Consider the following 14,509-nt stretch of genomic DNA (forward strand, 5'->3'; position numbering starts at 1 on the left):
GTTGGGTATCGGTCGGATGCTTCTCCTGCGCCCGCGCGACGGCGATGCGTTGCGCGCTGAGCTGCGGAAAGTCGCCGCCACGGGTGACGTTCCGGTGATGTTCGGCGGCGAGGTGCACGGCGACACGTTGCTCATCAGTGAGTACTTGGGTGTGCGGACCGGCGGCCTGCGTGGGCTGGCCGTGCGGTCCAGCTCCGGCCTCGGCGGGGCCAGCATGGTGGCCGGCCGGCCTCTGTCGGTGGCGGACTACCGCAGCGCATCGTCGATCACCCACGACTACGACGGCCCGGTGCTGTCCGAGGGGATCCAGTCGGTGCTGGCGGTGCCGGTTCTGGTCGACGGCCGGGCCCGCGCAATGCTCTACGGCGCCTACCGCAGCGCCGCGCCGTTCGGCGGGCGCGCGGCAGACCTGTTGGTGGAATCGGCGCGGCGGCTCAGCGAAGAGCTGCGCATCCGCGACGAGGTGGACAGGCGGCTGAGGCTGCGGGAGACGCAGCTGGCCAACCGCGGCGATGTGAGTGCCGAGAAGATCCGCGAGGTGCACGCCGAGCTTCGGCTGCTAGCCGTTTCCGCACCGCCTGCGATGCAGGAACGGTTGCGCGCCATGGCCGAAACGCTGTCGGGGGCGGCCGAGGACTCACCCGTCGTGGCACTCGCTCCGCGTGAGCTGGATGTGCTGGCTCAGGTCGCTCTCGGCTGCACCAATGCCGAAGCTGCACAGCGCCTCTCACTGAAGCCAGAGACCGTCAAGAGCTATTTACACAGTGCGGCAACGAAGCTGGGGACGCGCACCCGGTACGAATCGGTGTCGCGGGCCCGGCTGCTGCGGCTCATTCCCTAGGCACGGCAAAGGGGCGCCTCCAGCGGGGGAGAAGAAGGCGCCCCTTTGAGTCTGGTGAAGCTACTACTGGACGTTCACGTAGTAGATCTTGCCGGTGATCGTGTTCTGCTGGGCGCTGCTGTCGCCCTGCCCTGCAACGGTTCCGCGGATGTCGGCGCCCGGGTTGACACCGACCACGGTGGCCTGGGACAAGGGGGTGTCGGACAGCCGGTTGACGATGACGCGGTTGCCGTCGGCTTCCAGCTGGCTGATGGTGTCTTGTGCGTCGCCGCCTGCGGGCGCTGCTGCGGCGGGGGCGGCCAGGGCGAACAACCCGGCGGTGAGTGCGGCTCCGGCGGCGGTGGTGATCGCGAGGTTCTTCATTTCGGTTCCTGCTCTTCCCTTTTGTCGGTTCTGATGGGATAAACCCTCGGTCCCGCAGGTTCATTTCACGTGGCAGGATTTCGATGCCGGTTGGCAGGAATCGATCTGGGGGTTAACCGGTAGATGTGATGGCGGTCAGCGTCGATGCCCGATCGCCGGGAGGCGTCTTAGGTGAGACCATGAGCATCCTCACCACCTCTGACGGCACCGACATCTTCTACAAGGACTGGGGCACAGGGCAGCCCATCGTGTTCAGCCACGGCTGGCCTCTGTCGTCAGACGACTGGGACAACCAGATGCTGTTCTTTCTCCGGCAGGGCTATCGCGTCATCGCTCACGACCGGCGCGGGCACGGCAGATCCACCCAGACGCCGGGCGGGCACGACGTCGACCACTACGCCGACGACCTCGCCGCCGTCGTGGCCCACCTGGACCTGCACGACGCCATCCACATCGGACACTCGACCGGCGGCGGTGAGGTGGTGCGGTACCTGGCCCGCCACGGCGAGGACCGGGTGGCCAAGGCCGCGCTCATCAGCGCCGTACCGCCGCTGATGGTGCGCACCGAGGCCAATCCGGAAGGGTTGCCGAAGGAGGCGTTCGACGATCTGCAGGCGCAGCTGGCGGCCAATCGGTCCGTGTTCTATCGCAATCTCGCCTCCGGGCCGTTCTACGGGTTCAACCGTCCCGGTGTCGAGCCGCAGGAGGCCATCATCGCGAACTGGTGGCGCCAAGGGATGATGGGTGACGCCTACTCGCACTACGACGGCATCGTCGCGTTCTCGCAGACCGATTTCACCGAGGACCTCACCAAGATCACAGTGCCGGTGCTGGTGATGCACAGCGAAGACGACCAGATTGTGCCCTACGTCGCCGCCGGGCCGAAGTCCGCCAAGCTGCTCAAGAACGGAATCCTCAAGACGTACAAGGACTTTCCGCACGGCATGCCCACCACGCACGCCGATGTGGTCAACGCTGAACTGCTCGAGTTCCTGAAAGGCTGACCTCATGTCGCTTGCACCGCCGTTCACCCACGACTCCGCTGTGGCCAAAGTCCGTGCCGGCGAGGATCTGTGGAACACGCGGGATCCGCAGCGCGTGGCGCTGGCCTACACGCCGGACAGTTGGTGGCGCAACCGGTCGCAGTTCGTGCAGGGGCGCGACGAGATCGTCGGGTTCCTGACGGGCAAGTGGCAGCGCGAGTTCGACTACCGGCTGATCAAGGAGCTGTGGGCCTACGGCGCGGACCGGATCGCGGTGCGGTTCGCCTACGAGTACCACGACGAATCCGGCGCCTGGTACCGCGCCTACGGCAACGAGAACTGGGAGTTCGTCGCCGACGGTCTGATGAAGGCGCGGCACGCGAGCATCAACGACGTTCCGATCGCCGAGGGCGAACGGCTGTTCCATTGGGATTCCAGCGGGCCGCGGCCGGCAGACCATCCAGGGCTCAGCGACCTCGGCCTCTAAAGCGTCGTCGGGAGGTAGACCCAGCCGAGGTGCGGGCCGCCGATGCTGCCGAGCCACAGCCGGTGACCGACCTCCACGAGCCCCGTGACCATGCTGAAGGTGGGGTGCGTCATCTTCAGTCCACTGACCGCCTCGCCGCTGTCGGGATCGAATGCGACCGCCCACACCACGGCCGTCGGTTTGGGCTGCAAGCGTGGGGGGAGTGCCCACACGACCTTGCGCAGTACCGGCGCCCAGCCGGCGAATCGATCGGCCACGGCATTGGCGGCAGTGACCATCGCGCACCAGATTCTGCCGTCGGGGCCCGTCGACAAGTTGTCGGGCATTGCGGGCAGATTCGCAACCAACGACGTGACCGATCCCGCTTTGGGGCCGGTGAGCCAGTACTTCGACAGCCGGCGGCCCTGCGTCTCGGCGAAGACGAGCGCCGAGCCGTCCGCGGTCGGGGTGACGCCGTTGGCGAAGTAGAGCCCGTCGACGAGCGTGGTGACGGTGCCGTCGGGCTCGAGGCGGTGCAACGCGCCGCGGCCACGCGCTTCCAGGATCGCAGCCACGTAGTGATCGATGGTGAAAGCACTGGTCGATTCGGTGAAGTAGATTGTGCCGTCGTCGGTTTGGGTGACGTTCGAGCAGAACCTCAGTGGACGTCCGCCGATGGACGTCACCAGTGTCTCGATGGCACCAGTCGTCGTGTCGAGGGCGAGTAGCCCGCGCGGGCTGTCGCACACCAGAAGGCGCCCGTCGTGCGCGAAGGCGAGCCCGAGCGGACGGCCCCCGGTGTTGGCGATCACCTCGGGCGCGGTGCCGTCTGGCGCAAGCCGCACGATGCCGCCGTCGCGTGCGCCGACCCACAGGTTGCCGTCGGCGTCGACGACGACGTCTTCCGGTTCGCCGCCCGGGACCGGCACCAACGTGAGTTCGGCGCGCGGGAGTTCGGGCAGCGGGTCGACGGGCGGTGCGTTCCAACGCGCCGGATCGATCGGCGGTTTGGCTGTGCTCACCATGACGACGTTAATCCCCGGGCCAGCCGCTGGGGGCTTCACCGCCCGACGCCTACATCCGGGCGGAAGCCTCGGTGAGGACGTTGTGCAGGATGTCGTAGATGGCGTCGAACTCGGCCTGCCCGCAGATCAGCGGCGGGGCGAGCTGCACGACCGGGTCGCCGCGGTCGTCGGCGCGGCAGTACAGCCCAGCCTCGAACAGGGCGGGGGTGAGGAAGCCGCGCAGCAGACGCTCGCACTCGTCGTCGTTGAAAGTTTCCTTGGTGGCCTTGTCCTTGACGAGCTCGATGCCGTAGAAGAAACCCTCGCCGCGGACGTCGCCGACGATCGGGATGTCGTACAACTTCTCCAGCGTCGACCTGAAGGCCGGAGCGCTCTCCTTGACGTGGTCGTTGATGCCCTCGCGCTCAAAGATGTCGAGGTTGGCCAATGCCACCGCCGCCGACACCGGGTGCCCGCCGAACGTGTAGCCGTGCCCGAACACCGTCTGCCCGTCGTCGAACGGCTCGAAAAGCCGGTCGCTGGCGATCATCGCGCCGATCGGCGAGTACCCCGACGTCAGACCTTTCGCGCAGGTGATGATGTCGGGCACGTAGCCAAAGTCGTTGCAGGCGAACATCGATCCGATGCGGCCGTAGGCGCAGATCACTTCATCGGACACCAGGAGCACGTCGTACTCGTCGCAGATCTCGCGGACCCGCTCGAAGTATCCCGGTGGCGGTGGAAAGCAGCCGCCGGCGTTCTGCACGGGCTCGAGGAACACTGCGGCGACGGTATCGGGGCCTTCGAACTCGATGGCCTCGGCGATGCGGTCGGCGCAATACCGGCCGAAGGCCTTGGGGTCGGTGCTGTACTGCTCCGGTGCCCGGTAGAAGTTCGTGTTGGGGACGCGGAAGCCGCCGGGGGTCGGCGGATCGAACGGCGCCTTGAACGCAGGGATACCGGTGATGGCGAGCGCGCCCTGCGGCGTGCCGTGGTAGGCGATGGAGCGCGAAAGAACCTTGTACTTACCCGGTTTGCCGGTCAGCTTGAAGTACTGCTTGGCCAGCTTCCAGGCGCTCTCGACAGCTTCTCCGCCGCCGGTGGTGAAGAAGACGCGGTTCAAATCACCGGGAGCGTAATTGGCGATGCGTTCGGCGAGCTCGATCGCCGGCGGCGTCGCGAAGGACCACAGCGGAAAGAACGCCAAGCTTTCGGCCTGCTTGGCGGCCGCCTCGGCCAGTTCGGCGCGGCCGTGCCCGACCTGGACGACGAACAGGCCGGAAAGTCCGTCGATGTACTTGTTGCCGTTGCTATCCCAGATGTTGACGCCTTCACCGCGGGTGATGATCGTCGGGGTGATGCCCGCGCCGTGGCGAGCGAAATGCCCCCACAGATGACGGTTCGCCTTGGCGCCCATGGCGGAGGTTGAGGAAGTTTCAGTTTCGGAGATGATGGTCATCGTGTACCCCAATTGTATTGCTGTTTAACGAGTTTGAGATAGACAAGGGTTTCGGTGGATATCACTCCCGGCAGTGCGCGGATCTGGGTGTTGAGTAGTTCGAGCAAGCTGTCGTCGTCCTCGCAGACGACCTCGACGATGGCGTCGAACGAGCCGGCGGTGAGCACGACGTAATCGACGGATTCGAGTTCGGCGAGTTTCTGGGCGATCTTCGTGGTGTCGCCGGTGCACTTGATGCCGATCATCGCTTGACGTGCGAAACCGAGCTGCAGGGGATCGGTGACGGCGACGATCTGCATGACCCCGGCGTCGACCATGCGCTGCACGCGTTGCCGGACGGCGGCCTCGGACAGCCCGACGGCCTTTCCGATGCCCGCGTAGGAGCGGCGACCGTCCTGTTGGAGCTTCTCGATGATCGCTTTGGACAGTTCGTCGAGCTGGAATGCGGCGCCCGGGCGAGACTGATTGACACGGAACGAGACGGGCCCGACGGCATGCGGTAACCCGGGGTTAGCCATGCATGAGATTGTGCACGGAATCCGTCGTATCGGGCAACCATGACGGCGAAATCAATTGTTGGGGCTGTCTGACGATGCGGTATGCGTAGCTCTCGGGCCTTGTCCGCGATAGCGTTGACCCATGACTGTCGCAAGCAGCTGGATCGACGGCGCGCCGGTGAAGACCAGCGGACCCATCCATCAGGTCGTCAATCCGGCGACCGACACCCCCGTCGCCGAGTATGCCTTGGCGCAACCCGTCGATGTCGATGCGGCCGTGGCATCAGCGCGCGCGGCGTTGGGGGGCTGGGCGGGGGCGACCCCTGCGGAGCGTTCGGCGGTGCTGGCCAAGCTCGCGAAGCTGGCCGACGAGGCGTCGACTTCTCTGGTGGAGGAGGAGGTGAGCCAGACCGGTAAGCCGGTGCGGCTCGCCACCGAGTTCGACGTTCCGGGCAGCGTCGACAATATCGACTTCTTCGCGGGCGCGGCGCGACACCTCGAAGGCAAGGCGTCGGCGGAGTACTCGGGCGATCACACGTCGTCGATCCGGCGCGAGGCCGTCGGTGTCGTCGCCACCATCACGCCGTGGAACTACCCGCTGCAGATGGCGGTATGGAAGGTGTTGCCCGCGTTGGCGGCCGGTTGTTCGGTGGTGATCAAGCCTGCGGAGATCACACCGCTGACGACGCTGACGCTGGCCCGGTTGGCCTCGGAGGCGGGGCTGCCGGACGGCGTGTTCAACGTGGTGACGGGTGCCGGCGCGGACGTCGGCGCGGCGCTGGCCGGGCATGCCGACGTGGACATGGTGACGTTCACGGGGTCGACGCCAGTGGGGCGGCGCGTCATGCTCGCCGCCGCGGAACATGGGCATCGCACGCAGCTGGAGCTGGGTGGCAAGGCGCCGTTCGTCGTGTTCGACGACGCGGACCTGGATGCGGCTGTGTACGGAGCTGTCGCGGGGTCGCTGATCAACACGGGGCAGGACTGCACGGCGGCCACGCGCGCGATCGTGTCGCGGGATCTGTACGACGACTTCGTGGCGGGCGTCGCCGAGGTGATGTCGTCGATCGTCATCGGGGACCCGGCGGATCCGGATACGGATCTGGGCCCGCTGATCACGAAGGCGCACCGGGCGAAGGTCGCGGGCATGGTGGAGCGCGCGCCGGGGGAGGGCGGGCGGATCGTGACGGGCGGTGTCGCACCGGAGGGTCCGGGGTCGTTCTACCGGCCGACGTTGATCGCCGATGTATCCGAGCAGTCAGAGGTGTGGCGCGACGAGATCTTCGGCCCGGTCTTGGCCGTGCGGTCGTTCACCGATGACGACGATGCGCTGCGGCAGGCGAACGACACCGCCTACGGGTTGGCGGCGTCGGCGTGGACGCGGGATGTGTATCGCGCACAACGGGCTTCGCGTGAAATTCACGCCGGCTGTGTGTGGATCAACGACCACATTCCGATCATCTCCGAGATGCCGCACGGCGGTTTCGGTGCTTCTGGCTTCGGCAAGGACATGAGCCAGTACTCGCTCGAGGAATACCTATCGATCAAGCATGTGATGAGCGACATCACGGGCACGGTCGACAAGGGTTGGCACAGAACAATTTTCACTAAGCGGTAGTTCGTCGAGGGGAACCTTGCACCGCGAGCGCGCGTGTCTGCACAGCGGCGCGCCGGCATTCCTGGCATTCTGTGCGCGCTCGCGAGAGGGCTCACGTCTAGCGGTGTATGTTGTGGTGTATGAAGCGCACCAACATCTATCTCGATGAGGCGCAGGCGGCCAGTCTCGACAAGCTCGCCGAGCAGCAGGGTGTGTCACGTGCCGAAGTCATCCGCAACCTGCTGGATCGGGCGCTCAACAATGCCGACGACGATCTGGAATCCGACCTCAAGGCGATCGGCGATTCGTTCGGCGTGCTGCGTGACGCGGATTCGCCGGAGCGCAGTCCCGGTGATCGTGAACGCCATCTCGACTGGATGTGGCGACGCACGTCGTGATCCTGGTCGACTCCGATGTTCTGATCGCTCACCTGCGCGGAGTCGACGCGGCACGCAACTGGCTCACCGGCGCTCGGCGGGAGGGCCCGCTGGCGATCAGCGTGGTGTCCATTGCCGAAATCGTCGGCGGGATGCGCAGTTCCGAGCGGCGCGAGGTCTGGCGGTTGCTGGCGTCATTTCGCGTCGAACCGGTCACCGAGATCATCGCGCGACGTGCCGGCGACTACCGGCGGCAGTACCGACGCAGTAACAACGGGATCGGACTCGGCGACTATTTGATCGCCGCGAGCGTGGACGTGCGGGGCCACGAATTTGCCACATTGAACATCCGGCACTATCCGATGTTCGACACTCTGCGGGCGCCCTTCAACCTGGACGACTGAGGGTCGGGGCCCAGCCGCGAAATATCATTCCGGGTTGTGAAATCGGCCGTGACCGCAACCCGGAATGATATTTCACGGAAACCCGCGACGAGCTACCCCGCGATGCGGATCAGCTTCTTGTTCACGAACTCGTCGATGCCGAACCTGCCCAGCTCGCGGCCGAAGCCCGAACGCTTGACGCCGCCGAACGGCAGCTCGGCTCCTTCTGCGCCAACGGCATTCACGAACACCATGCCCGCGTCGATCTTGTCGGCGACGCGCTTGGCCTGCTCGCTGTCGGTGGTGAACACATAGGACCCGAGACCGAACGGGGTGTCGTTGGCCAGTTCGACGGCTTCGGCTTCAGAGCTGACCTTGTACACCGACGCGACGGGCCCGAAGAGCTCCTCACGGAAGTCCGTGGGCAGCCCGGTCAGCACGCCCGGCGGGTAGAACGCGCCGTTGCGCTGCCCCTCCGACGTCAGCGCTGCACCGCTGGAGACGGCCCGCTGGACCTGCTCGTCGAGGCGTTCGGCAGCAGCTACCGACGACAACGGTGCCAGCCCGTCTGCCTTGGCCAGCACCTTCGCCGTGAACTTCTCCAGGAACGCGTCGTAGATGCCCTCGTCCACGATGATCCGCTTGGCCGCATTGCACGCCTGCCCGGTGTTCTCGAACCGACCGTCGACAGCGGCCTCGACCGCTGCGTCGAGGTCGTCGGACGACAAGAGGATGAACGGGTCGGACCCACCGAGTTCCAGCACGACCTTCTTCAGGTTGCGCCCGGCGATCTCGGCGACGGCGGCACCGGCCCGCTCGGAGCCGGTCAGCGAAACCCCTTGGACCCGTGGGTCGGCGATGGCGTCGGCGATCTGCTCGTTGGTTGCGTAGACGTTCACATAGGCGCCCTCGGGGAACCCGGCATCGAGGAAGATCTTCTCCAGCGCTGCGGCGGACTCGGGGCACTGCGGAGCATGCTTGAGCACAATCGTGTTGCCCAGCACCAAGTTCGGGCCGGCGAACCGGGCGACCTGGTAGTACGGGTAGTTCCACGGCATGATGCCCAGCAGCACGCCGACGGAGCTGCGCCGGATCAGTGCCGAGCCTTCGCCTTCGAGCAGATCGATCGGCTCGTCGGCGAGGAACTTCTCCGCGTTGTCGGCGTAGAACTCGTAGATCGCGGCGCTGAACTCCACCTCACCCTCGGACTGGTCGAGCGGCTTGCCCATCTCGCGCTGGATGATCTTCGCCAGCTCTTCCTTGCGCTCGTTGTGCAGCTCGGCGACCCGGCGGATCAGGGCGGCCCGTTCGGCCACAGTCGAGTTCTTCGACCAGTCGCTGTGCGCTTTGGCGGCTGAGGCGATCGCCTCCTCGATCTGTGCGTCGCTGGCGGTCGGGTATTCCTTGACCACGTCGCCGGTCGCCGGATCGATCACCGCATACATCGACACTTCACTCACTCCTTGTCGTTGACTTCCAAAGGGACTACTTCTTGTCTACTCGTCGTCGCGCGGCACGACGATCACAGGCACGTCAACGCCTGCGAGGATTCGTGACGCCGTGGAGCCGAGGAAGATGCGTCGCGGCGCGGCGAAGCGCGACGACCCCACGATCAGCAGATCGCCGTCCTCCCAGCGCAGCTTCTTCAGCGCCGACTCCAACGTCATACCGTCGGCGACCAACGACTCGATCTCGGGTGCGTCGGGCAGGGCCCTGGCGGCGACGGCAAGATTTTCCTCCGCGGCCTCGCGCTGCAGCGCGCGGACTTCTTTGGCGCTGCCCGCTTCGGCCAGGTTCTCCGACGACACGAGCGAGAGCATCCGGATGCCCAGTCCCGCCGCACTCGCCAGCGTGATCGTGAACGGCAGCGGATTGTCGTCGCCCGGCCGGGTGGGAACCGCGGCCGTCAACGTCTCGATCGCATCGTCGGGGTCCTCGGCGTATCCGCGAGGGGCCAGGGCGACAGGAATCGGCGACACGTGCAGCAGAGCCGACGTGACCGGGCCGATGGTGTGCCGTCCGAAGAATCCGTCGCGCGCCCCGCCGACCACGATCAGGTCGGACGATTTCTGTTCGGCGAAGTCGACCAGCGTCTGCGCGAACGACTCTCCGACGATCACCTCAGATCCTGCGCTGACACCGTCGGCGGCCAGTGCGGCAACGGCTTTGGCGACCCACTCCTGGCCGCGGCTGATGAGCATCTTCTGGTACTCGGCGCGGCCGGGGTGGCCGTCGGGCAGTTCTTCGCGGACGACGATGACGACGTCGACGCTGGCATCGAAGGTCTTGGCGAGGGCGCTGGCGAGTGCGATTCCGTCGTCACCGGTCGGGGTGGCGAGGTAGCCGACTGTCAAATGCATTGCGGGACTCTCTCTTTAGAAGGTGTCCGGGACCTTGACTTCGGTGGTCGCGTTCAGCGTTTCGCCACGGAAGAACCGCTTGGTGCCGAAGGCGAAGCACGCCAGCATCAGTGGGATGCCGAGCACGAGCATCCCGATGCCGAGGACGAACACGCCGCCGATGGGTCCGAAGGCGGTGTAGCCGTAGTCGGGCTGGATCATGTCCTTGGCGCTGATGATGAACGCCGCGGCCATCGCGGCGCCGCCGAGGAACGGGAAGATGCCGCGGAAGAACAGGTTTCGGGCCGACTGGAACAGCGTCCTGCGGAAGTACCAGACGCAGGCGAACGCGGTGACACCGTAGTAGAACGCCACTGCCAGGCCGAGCGAGGCGACCGAGTCGAGCAGCGCGTTCTCGGACAGCATCTTCAGGACCAGGTAGAAGAACAGCGCCGAGATCCCCATGACGATGGTCCCGAAGGCGGGGGTCATGTAGCGCGGGTGCACGCTGGCGAAGCGCTTGGGGATCGCCTCGTAGACGGCCATCGACAGGGTGCCGCGCGCGGTCGGCAGGATCGTGGTCTGGGTCGACGACAGCGCCGATACCGACACGGTCAACAGGAGTGCGGATGCGGCGATCTGGCCGGCGACCGGTTCGCCGAGGACGGTGAGGACGTCATCGGTGTTGTTGGGGTTGTTCAGTCCGATGCCGACTTCGCTGAAGCCTGCGAAGGATTGCAGCGCGTAGGCGACGAGCACGTAGGTGCACACCAGGATCACCGTCGTGATGAGCGCCGCGATGCCGGGTGTCTTGCCCGGGTCCTTGGTTTCCTCGCCGACGGCCAGGCAGGCATCCCAGCCCCAGTAGATGAAGATGCAGAGGATGACGGCGGCGGCGATCGACGACACGTCGAGTCCGCTCGGCCACAGCCAGGACAGTTGTGGGGTGATGGCCTGCGCCCCGGCGGTGCCGCTGAACACCCGGATCAGTGCGATGACGCTGACGATGATCAGCACGCCGAACTGGATGACAATGAGGACGTTCTGCACCCGCTCGCTGACGACGATGCCGCGGGCGGAGACCAGCGTCATCGCGATGATGAAGAAGCAGCCGAGGCCCACTGTCGCGGGCACGCTCTCGGCGAGGTTGTCGAGGCCGAGGAAGCTGTAGAGGTAGATCGCGGCGATCTCGGAGACGTTGGCCAGCACGATGATCGCCGACACCGCCAGGCCCCAGCCGCCGATCCAGCCGATCCACGGCCCGAACGCCTTGGTGCCCCACGTGAAGGTGGTGCCGCAGTCCGGGGTGTCCTGGGAGAGCTCTTTGTAGGCGAAGGCCACGAGGAGCATCGGGATGAACGCCAGCACGAACATCGCCGGCGCCTTCTCCTGGACGTTCAGTACGACGTAGCCGAGCGTCGCTGCGAGACTGTATGCGGGGGCGACAGCGCCGAGGCCGATGACGACGTTGCCGACGAGGCCGAGGGCCCCCGACTGCAGACCCTTACCGCCGACAGCAGGAGTCGACGGTTCCTCCGTGATTGCCATGGCCGAAATATACGTTTCCGGTGGTAGCCGTGCGTGATGTACGCGGAAATCGTTGCATGCAGGAAACTTTGCGACGAAATCCGTTCGCGGGAGGCCCCGTCATAGACTCAAAGGCGTGACCGCGAGCGCGCGCGTCGATGAATTCGAGCAGATGCGACCGCATCTGCTCTCGGTCGCGTATCGCCTGACCGGTACGGTCGCCGACGCCGAGGACATCGTGCAGGACGCGTGGCTGCGATGGGCCGCACGAGACAGCCTCGCGGTCGAAAATCTGAAGGCGTGGTTGACGACGGTGGTGAGCCGGCTCGCGCTGGACCGGTTGCGGTCGGCCGCGCATCGGCGCGAGGCCTACGTCGGCGAGTGGCTGCCGGAGCCGGTGGTGACGGACTTGGACGGGTCCGATCCACTGGCTGCGGTGGTCGCCGGTGAGGACGCCCGGTTCGCGGCGATGGTGGTGCTGGAGAACCTGACACCGGATCAGCGCGTCGCCTTCGTCTTGCATGACGGGTTCTCGGTGCCGTTCACCGAGATCGCCGACATCCTCGGGTCGACGGCGGAGTCGGCACGGCAGTTGGCGTCGCGGGCCCGCCGTGCCGTATCAGCGGCGCCGCCACCCGCGTCCGAGCACGCCGAGGTCGTCGGAAAGCTGTTGGCGGCGATGGCGTCGGGGGACCTCTCGTCGGTCGTGGCGGTGCTGCACCCGGATGTGACGTTCACGGGCGACGCGAACCGCAGGGCGCCGACGGCGGCGCGGGTCATCCACGGTTCGGACAAGGTGGCCCGGTTCCTGCTCGGCCTCGGCGCCAAGTACGGACCGGATCGGTTGTTGGCGAGCAGCGTCCTCGGATTGGTCAACGGCGAACTCGGGCTCTACTCACCGGGTGCGGACGCCGTCGATGGTGCGCCGGCGATCACGCCGCGGATCCAGGCGATGACTGTGCACGACGGGCGGGTGGTCGCCATCTACGACGTCGCCAACCCGGACAAGTTCACGGGTTCGCCGCTGCGGTGAGTGTGACCGCTACATCTGCGACAGCTGCGGCACCACGTACTCGCCGAAGTCGCGCAGCGACCCCAGCGCGCGGACCGGGCTGCCGATCGCCTCGTGATAGACCGCCACGCGGCGTGCACCGGTTTCGAGGATGAAGTCGCCGAGTTCGTCGACGACCTGACCGACGGGTCCGATGATCGCGGCCGCCCCGACCATCTCGGCCATCGCATCCGCGTCGATCGGGGTGCCGTCCGGCCCGAGGTGACGCTCGGGCGCCTGCGGAACGTGCGGATGGTCGCCGTCCCGGAATGACGTTCGCAGCGACGCGATGAGGCGCTCCCTGGCATCGGCCGCGTCGTCGACGATGGCGATCACCGTATGCAGGTGGTGCGGATCGGCGCCTGCGATGTCGCGGTAGCGCTGCTCCAGCGCCACCCGCGCCGACGCCGGGGTGGCGAAATAGTGTTGCAGCGCAAAGCCGTTGGCGGCAGCGCACTTGAGACCGGCGTCGCTCGAGGTGGCCATCAGCAGCGGCGGGTGCGGGCTGGTGCGTATGGGCGGCTGAATCTCCGGCGATGACCACAAGTCGACCAGCCGGTCGACCGTCGCGTGGGGTTCGTCGTTCCACCGAGCGAAGTCGACGTCGAGCATCTCGTAGTCGCGCCGGTAGCCGCCCCGGCCGAGTCCGAGTTCGAAACGGCCGCCGCTGAGCTGGTCGAGCAGTGCGGCCCGTTCCGCGAGGTCGACCGGGTGGCACAGCGGTGAGAGGACGACGGACGTGCCGACGCGGATCGTGCGGGTACGCCCGAGCAGGAATCCCGCGGCGGTCAGTGCGCTGGGGTTGATCCCGAACCGGATGAAGTGATGCTCGGTGACCCACAACTCGTCATAGCCGAGCTCCTCCGCGAGCTCGGCCTGCGTCACGGTCAGGTCGACGACATCGCCGGCAGTCGCGCCCAGGCTCGCGCCCATGTTGAGCAGTACGCCGAATCGCATAGCCGGTTAGGGTACCCTAACCAGACGATCGGATGTCAGCTCCAGGGCACCCGGCAGGCGTCGCCGGAGCTGAAGCCCTGCTCGGTGATGCCCAGCGCGGCGTTCATCCGGGCCCGCATGTTCTCGACACCGATCTGGTACGTGAGCTCCATGACACCCTTGTCGCCGAAGCGGCGGCGTAGATCAGCTACCTGCTCGTCGGTCACCGTGTGCGGATCGGTCGTCACGGCCGCGGCGTAGGCGATGGCCGCGCGCTCGTCGTCGGAGAAGGCAGGCGAGGTCGCATAGTCGTCAATATCCTTGAGCCGCAGCAGGTCCAGGCCGTCGAGGCGCATCAGCATCGACCCGAAGTCGACGCACCAGGAGCATCCGATCTGCCGGGCCACCCAGAAGACGGCCAGCTCGCGGACGCTGGCGGGCAGCTCGTCGGAGGCGCGCTCCAGCATCCCCTCGTGCAGGGCGCCGGCCACCATCAGCCCGGGATGGTGGGCGTAGATGGCAAACGGTTCCGGAACCTCACCGAAGCGACGTTTGGCGTAATGCCACATCAGTCGGGTCATCAGCGATGCGCGGTGCGGTGGGACGGGTTCGAGGCGTGTGGTGGTCATACCTGTCAGACGAGGCGACACCTCGAAGTGTGACTCGGTGGCTGTCGGGTAGATGTG

Annotated in this window: 16 protein-coding genes; 7 read left to right on the top strand and 9 right to left on the bottom strand. The window is 66.5% G+C overall.

Annotated elements, in window-relative coordinates; genetic code table 11:
- Nucleotides 1-16 precede the first annotated feature (16 nt).
- Nucleotides 17-841 (top strand): LuxR C-terminal-related transcriptional regulator, encoded by an 825-nt coding sequence (locus P9A17_RS05930; RefSeq protein WP_278038619.1) that lies wholly within the window; start codon nt 17-19, stop codon nt 839-841.
- A gap of 63 nt (nt 842-904) precedes the next feature.
- On the opposite strand, the gene P9A17_RS05935 is transcribed toward P9A17_RS05930, so the two are convergent.
- Complete coding sequence (locus P9A17_RS05935) at nt 905-1,204, bottom strand: hypothetical protein (protein ID WP_278037652.1); 300 nt, start codon at nt 1,202-1,204, stop codon at nt 905-907.
- Nucleotides 1,205-1,383: 179 nt separating this feature from the next.
- Here P9A17_RS05935 and P9A17_RS05940 point away from each other — a divergent pair, with 179 nt between their 5' ends.
- Both P9A17_RS05940 and P9A17_RS05945 read left to right on the top strand, forming a co-directional pair.
- Nucleotides 1,384-2,208, top strand: coding sequence for an alpha/beta hydrolase (locus P9A17_RS05940; protein WP_278037653.1), 825 nt, complete (start codon nt 1,384-1,386; stop codon nt 2,206-2,208).
- A gap of 4 nt (nt 2,209-2,212) precedes the next feature.
- Nucleotides 2,213-2,674 (top strand): nuclear transport factor 2 family protein, encoded by a 462-nt coding sequence (locus tag P9A17_RS05945; RefSeq protein ID WP_278037654.1) that lies wholly within the window; start codon nt 2,213-2,215, stop codon nt 2,672-2,674.
- On the opposite strand, the gene P9A17_RS05950 is transcribed toward P9A17_RS05945, so the two are convergent.
- The 3 genes from P9A17_RS05950 to P9A17_RS05960 are packed head-to-tail and all read right to left on the bottom strand — an operon-like array spanning nt 2,671 to nt 5,634.
- Nucleotides 2,671-3,678, bottom strand: a complete 1,008-nt coding sequence (locus tag P9A17_RS05950) for an SMP-30/gluconolactonase/LRE family protein (protein WP_278037655.1) — start codon at nt 3,676-3,678, stop codon at nt 2,671-2,673. The genes P9A17_RS05945 and P9A17_RS05950 overlap by 4 nt on opposite strands.
- Nucleotides 3,679-3,727: 49 nt before the next feature.
- Entirely contained in the window at nt 3,728-5,116 is a 1,389-nt protein-coding gene (locus P9A17_RS05955) for an aspartate aminotransferase family protein (protein WP_278037656.1), read from the bottom strand.
- Complete coding sequence (locus P9A17_RS05960; RefSeq protein WP_278037657.1) at nt 5,113-5,634, bottom strand: Lrp/AsnC family transcriptional regulator; 522 nt, start codon at nt 5,632-5,634, stop codon at nt 5,113-5,115. Before P9A17_RS05960 ends, P9A17_RS05955 begins: the two co-directional genes overlap by 4 nt.
- A gap of 121 nt (nt 5,635-5,755) precedes the next feature.
- On the opposite strand from P9A17_RS05960, the gene P9A17_RS05965 reads away from it, so the two are divergent.
- From P9A17_RS05965 to P9A17_RS05975, 3 genes are all read left to right on the top strand, one after another.
- Nucleotides 5,756-7,231 carry a gamma-aminobutyraldehyde dehydrogenase gene (locus P9A17_RS05965; protein ID WP_278037658.1) on the top strand — a complete coding sequence of 492 codons (1,476 nt, stop codon included), beginning with the start codon at nt 5,756-5,758 and terminating at the stop codon, nt 7,229-7,231.
- A gap of 119 nt (nt 7,232-7,350) precedes the next feature.
- Nucleotides 7,351-7,608 (top strand): CopG family transcriptional regulator, encoded by a 258-nt coding sequence (locus tag P9A17_RS05970; RefSeq protein ID WP_278037659.1) that lies wholly within the window; start codon nt 7,351-7,353, stop codon nt 7,606-7,608.
- On the top strand, nt 7,605-7,991 hold the full coding sequence (locus P9A17_RS05975; RefSeq protein ID WP_347403835.1) for a type II toxin-antitoxin system VapC family toxin: 387 nt from the start codon (nt 7,605-7,607) through the stop codon (nt 7,989-7,991). The genes P9A17_RS05970 and P9A17_RS05975 overlap by 4 nt, the downstream gene beginning before the upstream one ends.
- Before the next feature lie 92 nt (nt 7,992-8,083).
- Here P9A17_RS05975 and P9A17_RS05980 read toward each other — a convergent pair whose 3' ends face one another.
- From P9A17_RS05980 to P9A17_RS05990, 3 genes are read right to left on the bottom strand one after another with little or no spacing between them, the layout of a single operon-like run.
- Complete coding sequence (locus tag P9A17_RS05980) at nt 8,084-9,421, bottom strand: NAD-dependent succinate-semialdehyde dehydrogenase (protein WP_278038620.1); 1,338 nt, start codon at nt 9,419-9,421, stop codon at nt 8,084-8,086.
- Between the two features lie 45 nt (nt 9,422-9,466).
- Nucleotides 9,467-10,330 (bottom strand): universal stress protein, encoded by an 864-nt coding sequence (locus P9A17_RS05985; RefSeq protein ID WP_278037661.1) that lies wholly within the window; start codon nt 10,328-10,330, stop codon nt 9,467-9,469.
- Between the two features lie 15 nt (nt 10,331-10,345).
- A complete protein-coding gene (locus P9A17_RS05990) occupies nt 10,346-11,857 on the bottom strand; it encodes an APC family permease (protein WP_278037662.1) in 1,512 nt (503 codons plus the stop codon).
- A 115-nt stretch (nt 11,858-11,972) separates the two neighbouring features.
- Between P9A17_RS05990 and P9A17_RS05995 the strand changes: the two genes are divergently transcribed.
- Nucleotides 11,973-12,869, top strand: a complete 897-nt coding sequence (locus P9A17_RS05995) for a sigma-70 family RNA polymerase sigma factor (RefSeq protein ID WP_278037663.1) — start codon at nt 11,973-11,975, stop codon at nt 12,867-12,869.
- Between the two features lie 9 nt (nt 12,870-12,878).
- Here P9A17_RS05995 and P9A17_RS06000 read toward each other — a convergent pair whose 3' ends face one another.
- Together P9A17_RS06000 and P9A17_RS06005 are read right to left on the bottom strand one after the other, a co-directional pair.
- Nucleotides 12,879-13,844, bottom strand: coding sequence for an LLM class flavin-dependent oxidoreductase (locus P9A17_RS06000; protein WP_278037664.1), 966 nt, complete (start codon nt 13,842-13,844; stop codon nt 12,879-12,881).
- A gap of 35 nt (nt 13,845-13,879) precedes the next feature.
- Nucleotides 13,880-14,452: a carboxymuconolactone decarboxylase family protein gene (locus P9A17_RS06005; protein WP_278037665.1), complete on the bottom strand. Its 573-nt coding sequence runs from the start codon at nt 14,450-14,452 to the stop codon at nt 13,880-13,882.
- Nucleotides 14,453-14,509: the final 57 nt, after the last annotated feature.

Source organism: Mycobacterium sp. 236(2023), from assembly GCF_029623955.1.
Taxonomy (GTDB): domain Bacteria; phylum Actinomycetota; class Actinomycetes; order Mycobacteriales; family Mycobacteriaceae; genus Mycobacterium.

What these genes read in the sequence shown, in the direction of transcription:
- P9A17_RS05940 (WP_278037653.1), top strand. Translation starts at nt 1,384, where the DNA reads ATGAGCATCCTCACCACCTCTGACGGCACCGACATCTTCTACAAGGAC.
- P9A17_RS05930 (WP_278038619.1), top strand. Translation starts at nt 17, where the DNA reads ATGCTTCTCCTGCGCCCGCGCGACGGCGATGCGTTGCGCGCTGAGCTG.
- P9A17_RS06000 (WP_278037664.1), bottom strand. Translation starts at nt 13,844, where the DNA reads ATGCGATTCGGCGTACTGCTCAACATGGGCGCGAGCCTGGGCGCGACT.
- P9A17_RS06005 (WP_278037665.1), bottom strand. Translation starts at nt 14,452, where the DNA reads ATGACCACCACACGCCTCGAACCCGTCCCACCGCACCGCGCATCGCTG.
- P9A17_RS05950 (WP_278037655.1), bottom strand. Translation starts at nt 3,678, where the DNA reads ATGGTGAGCACAGCCAAACCGCCGATCGATCCGGCGCGTTGGAACGCA.
- P9A17_RS05990 (WP_278037662.1), bottom strand. Translation starts at nt 11,857, where the DNA reads ATGGCAATCACGGAGGAACCGTCGACTCCTGCTGTCGGCGGTAAGGGT.
- P9A17_RS05965 (WP_278037658.1), top strand. Translation starts at nt 5,756, where the DNA reads ATGACTGTCGCAAGCAGCTGGATCGACGGCGCGCCGGTGAAGACCAGC.
- P9A17_RS05970 (WP_278037659.1), top strand. Translation starts at nt 7,351, where the DNA reads ATGAAGCGCACCAACATCTATCTCGATGAGGCGCAGGCGGCCAGTCTC.
- P9A17_RS05960 (WP_278037657.1), bottom strand. Translation starts at nt 5,634, where the DNA reads ATGGCTAACCCCGGGTTACCGCATGCCGTCGGGCCCGTCTCGTTCCGT.
- P9A17_RS05955 (WP_278037656.1), bottom strand. Translation starts at nt 5,116, where the DNA reads ATGACCATCATCTCCGAAACTGAAACTTCCTCAACCTCCGCCATGGGC.
- P9A17_RS05945 (WP_278037654.1), top strand. Translation starts at nt 2,213, where the DNA reads ATGTCGCTTGCACCGCCGTTCACCCACGACTCCGCTGTGGCCAAAGTC.
- P9A17_RS05935 (WP_278037652.1), bottom strand. Translation starts at nt 1,204, where the DNA reads ATGAAGAACCTCGCGATCACCACCGCCGCCGGAGCCGCACTCACCGCC.
- P9A17_RS05985 (WP_278037661.1), bottom strand. Translation starts at nt 10,330, where the DNA reads ATGCATTTGACAGTCGGCTACCTCGCCACCCCGACCGGTGACGACGGA.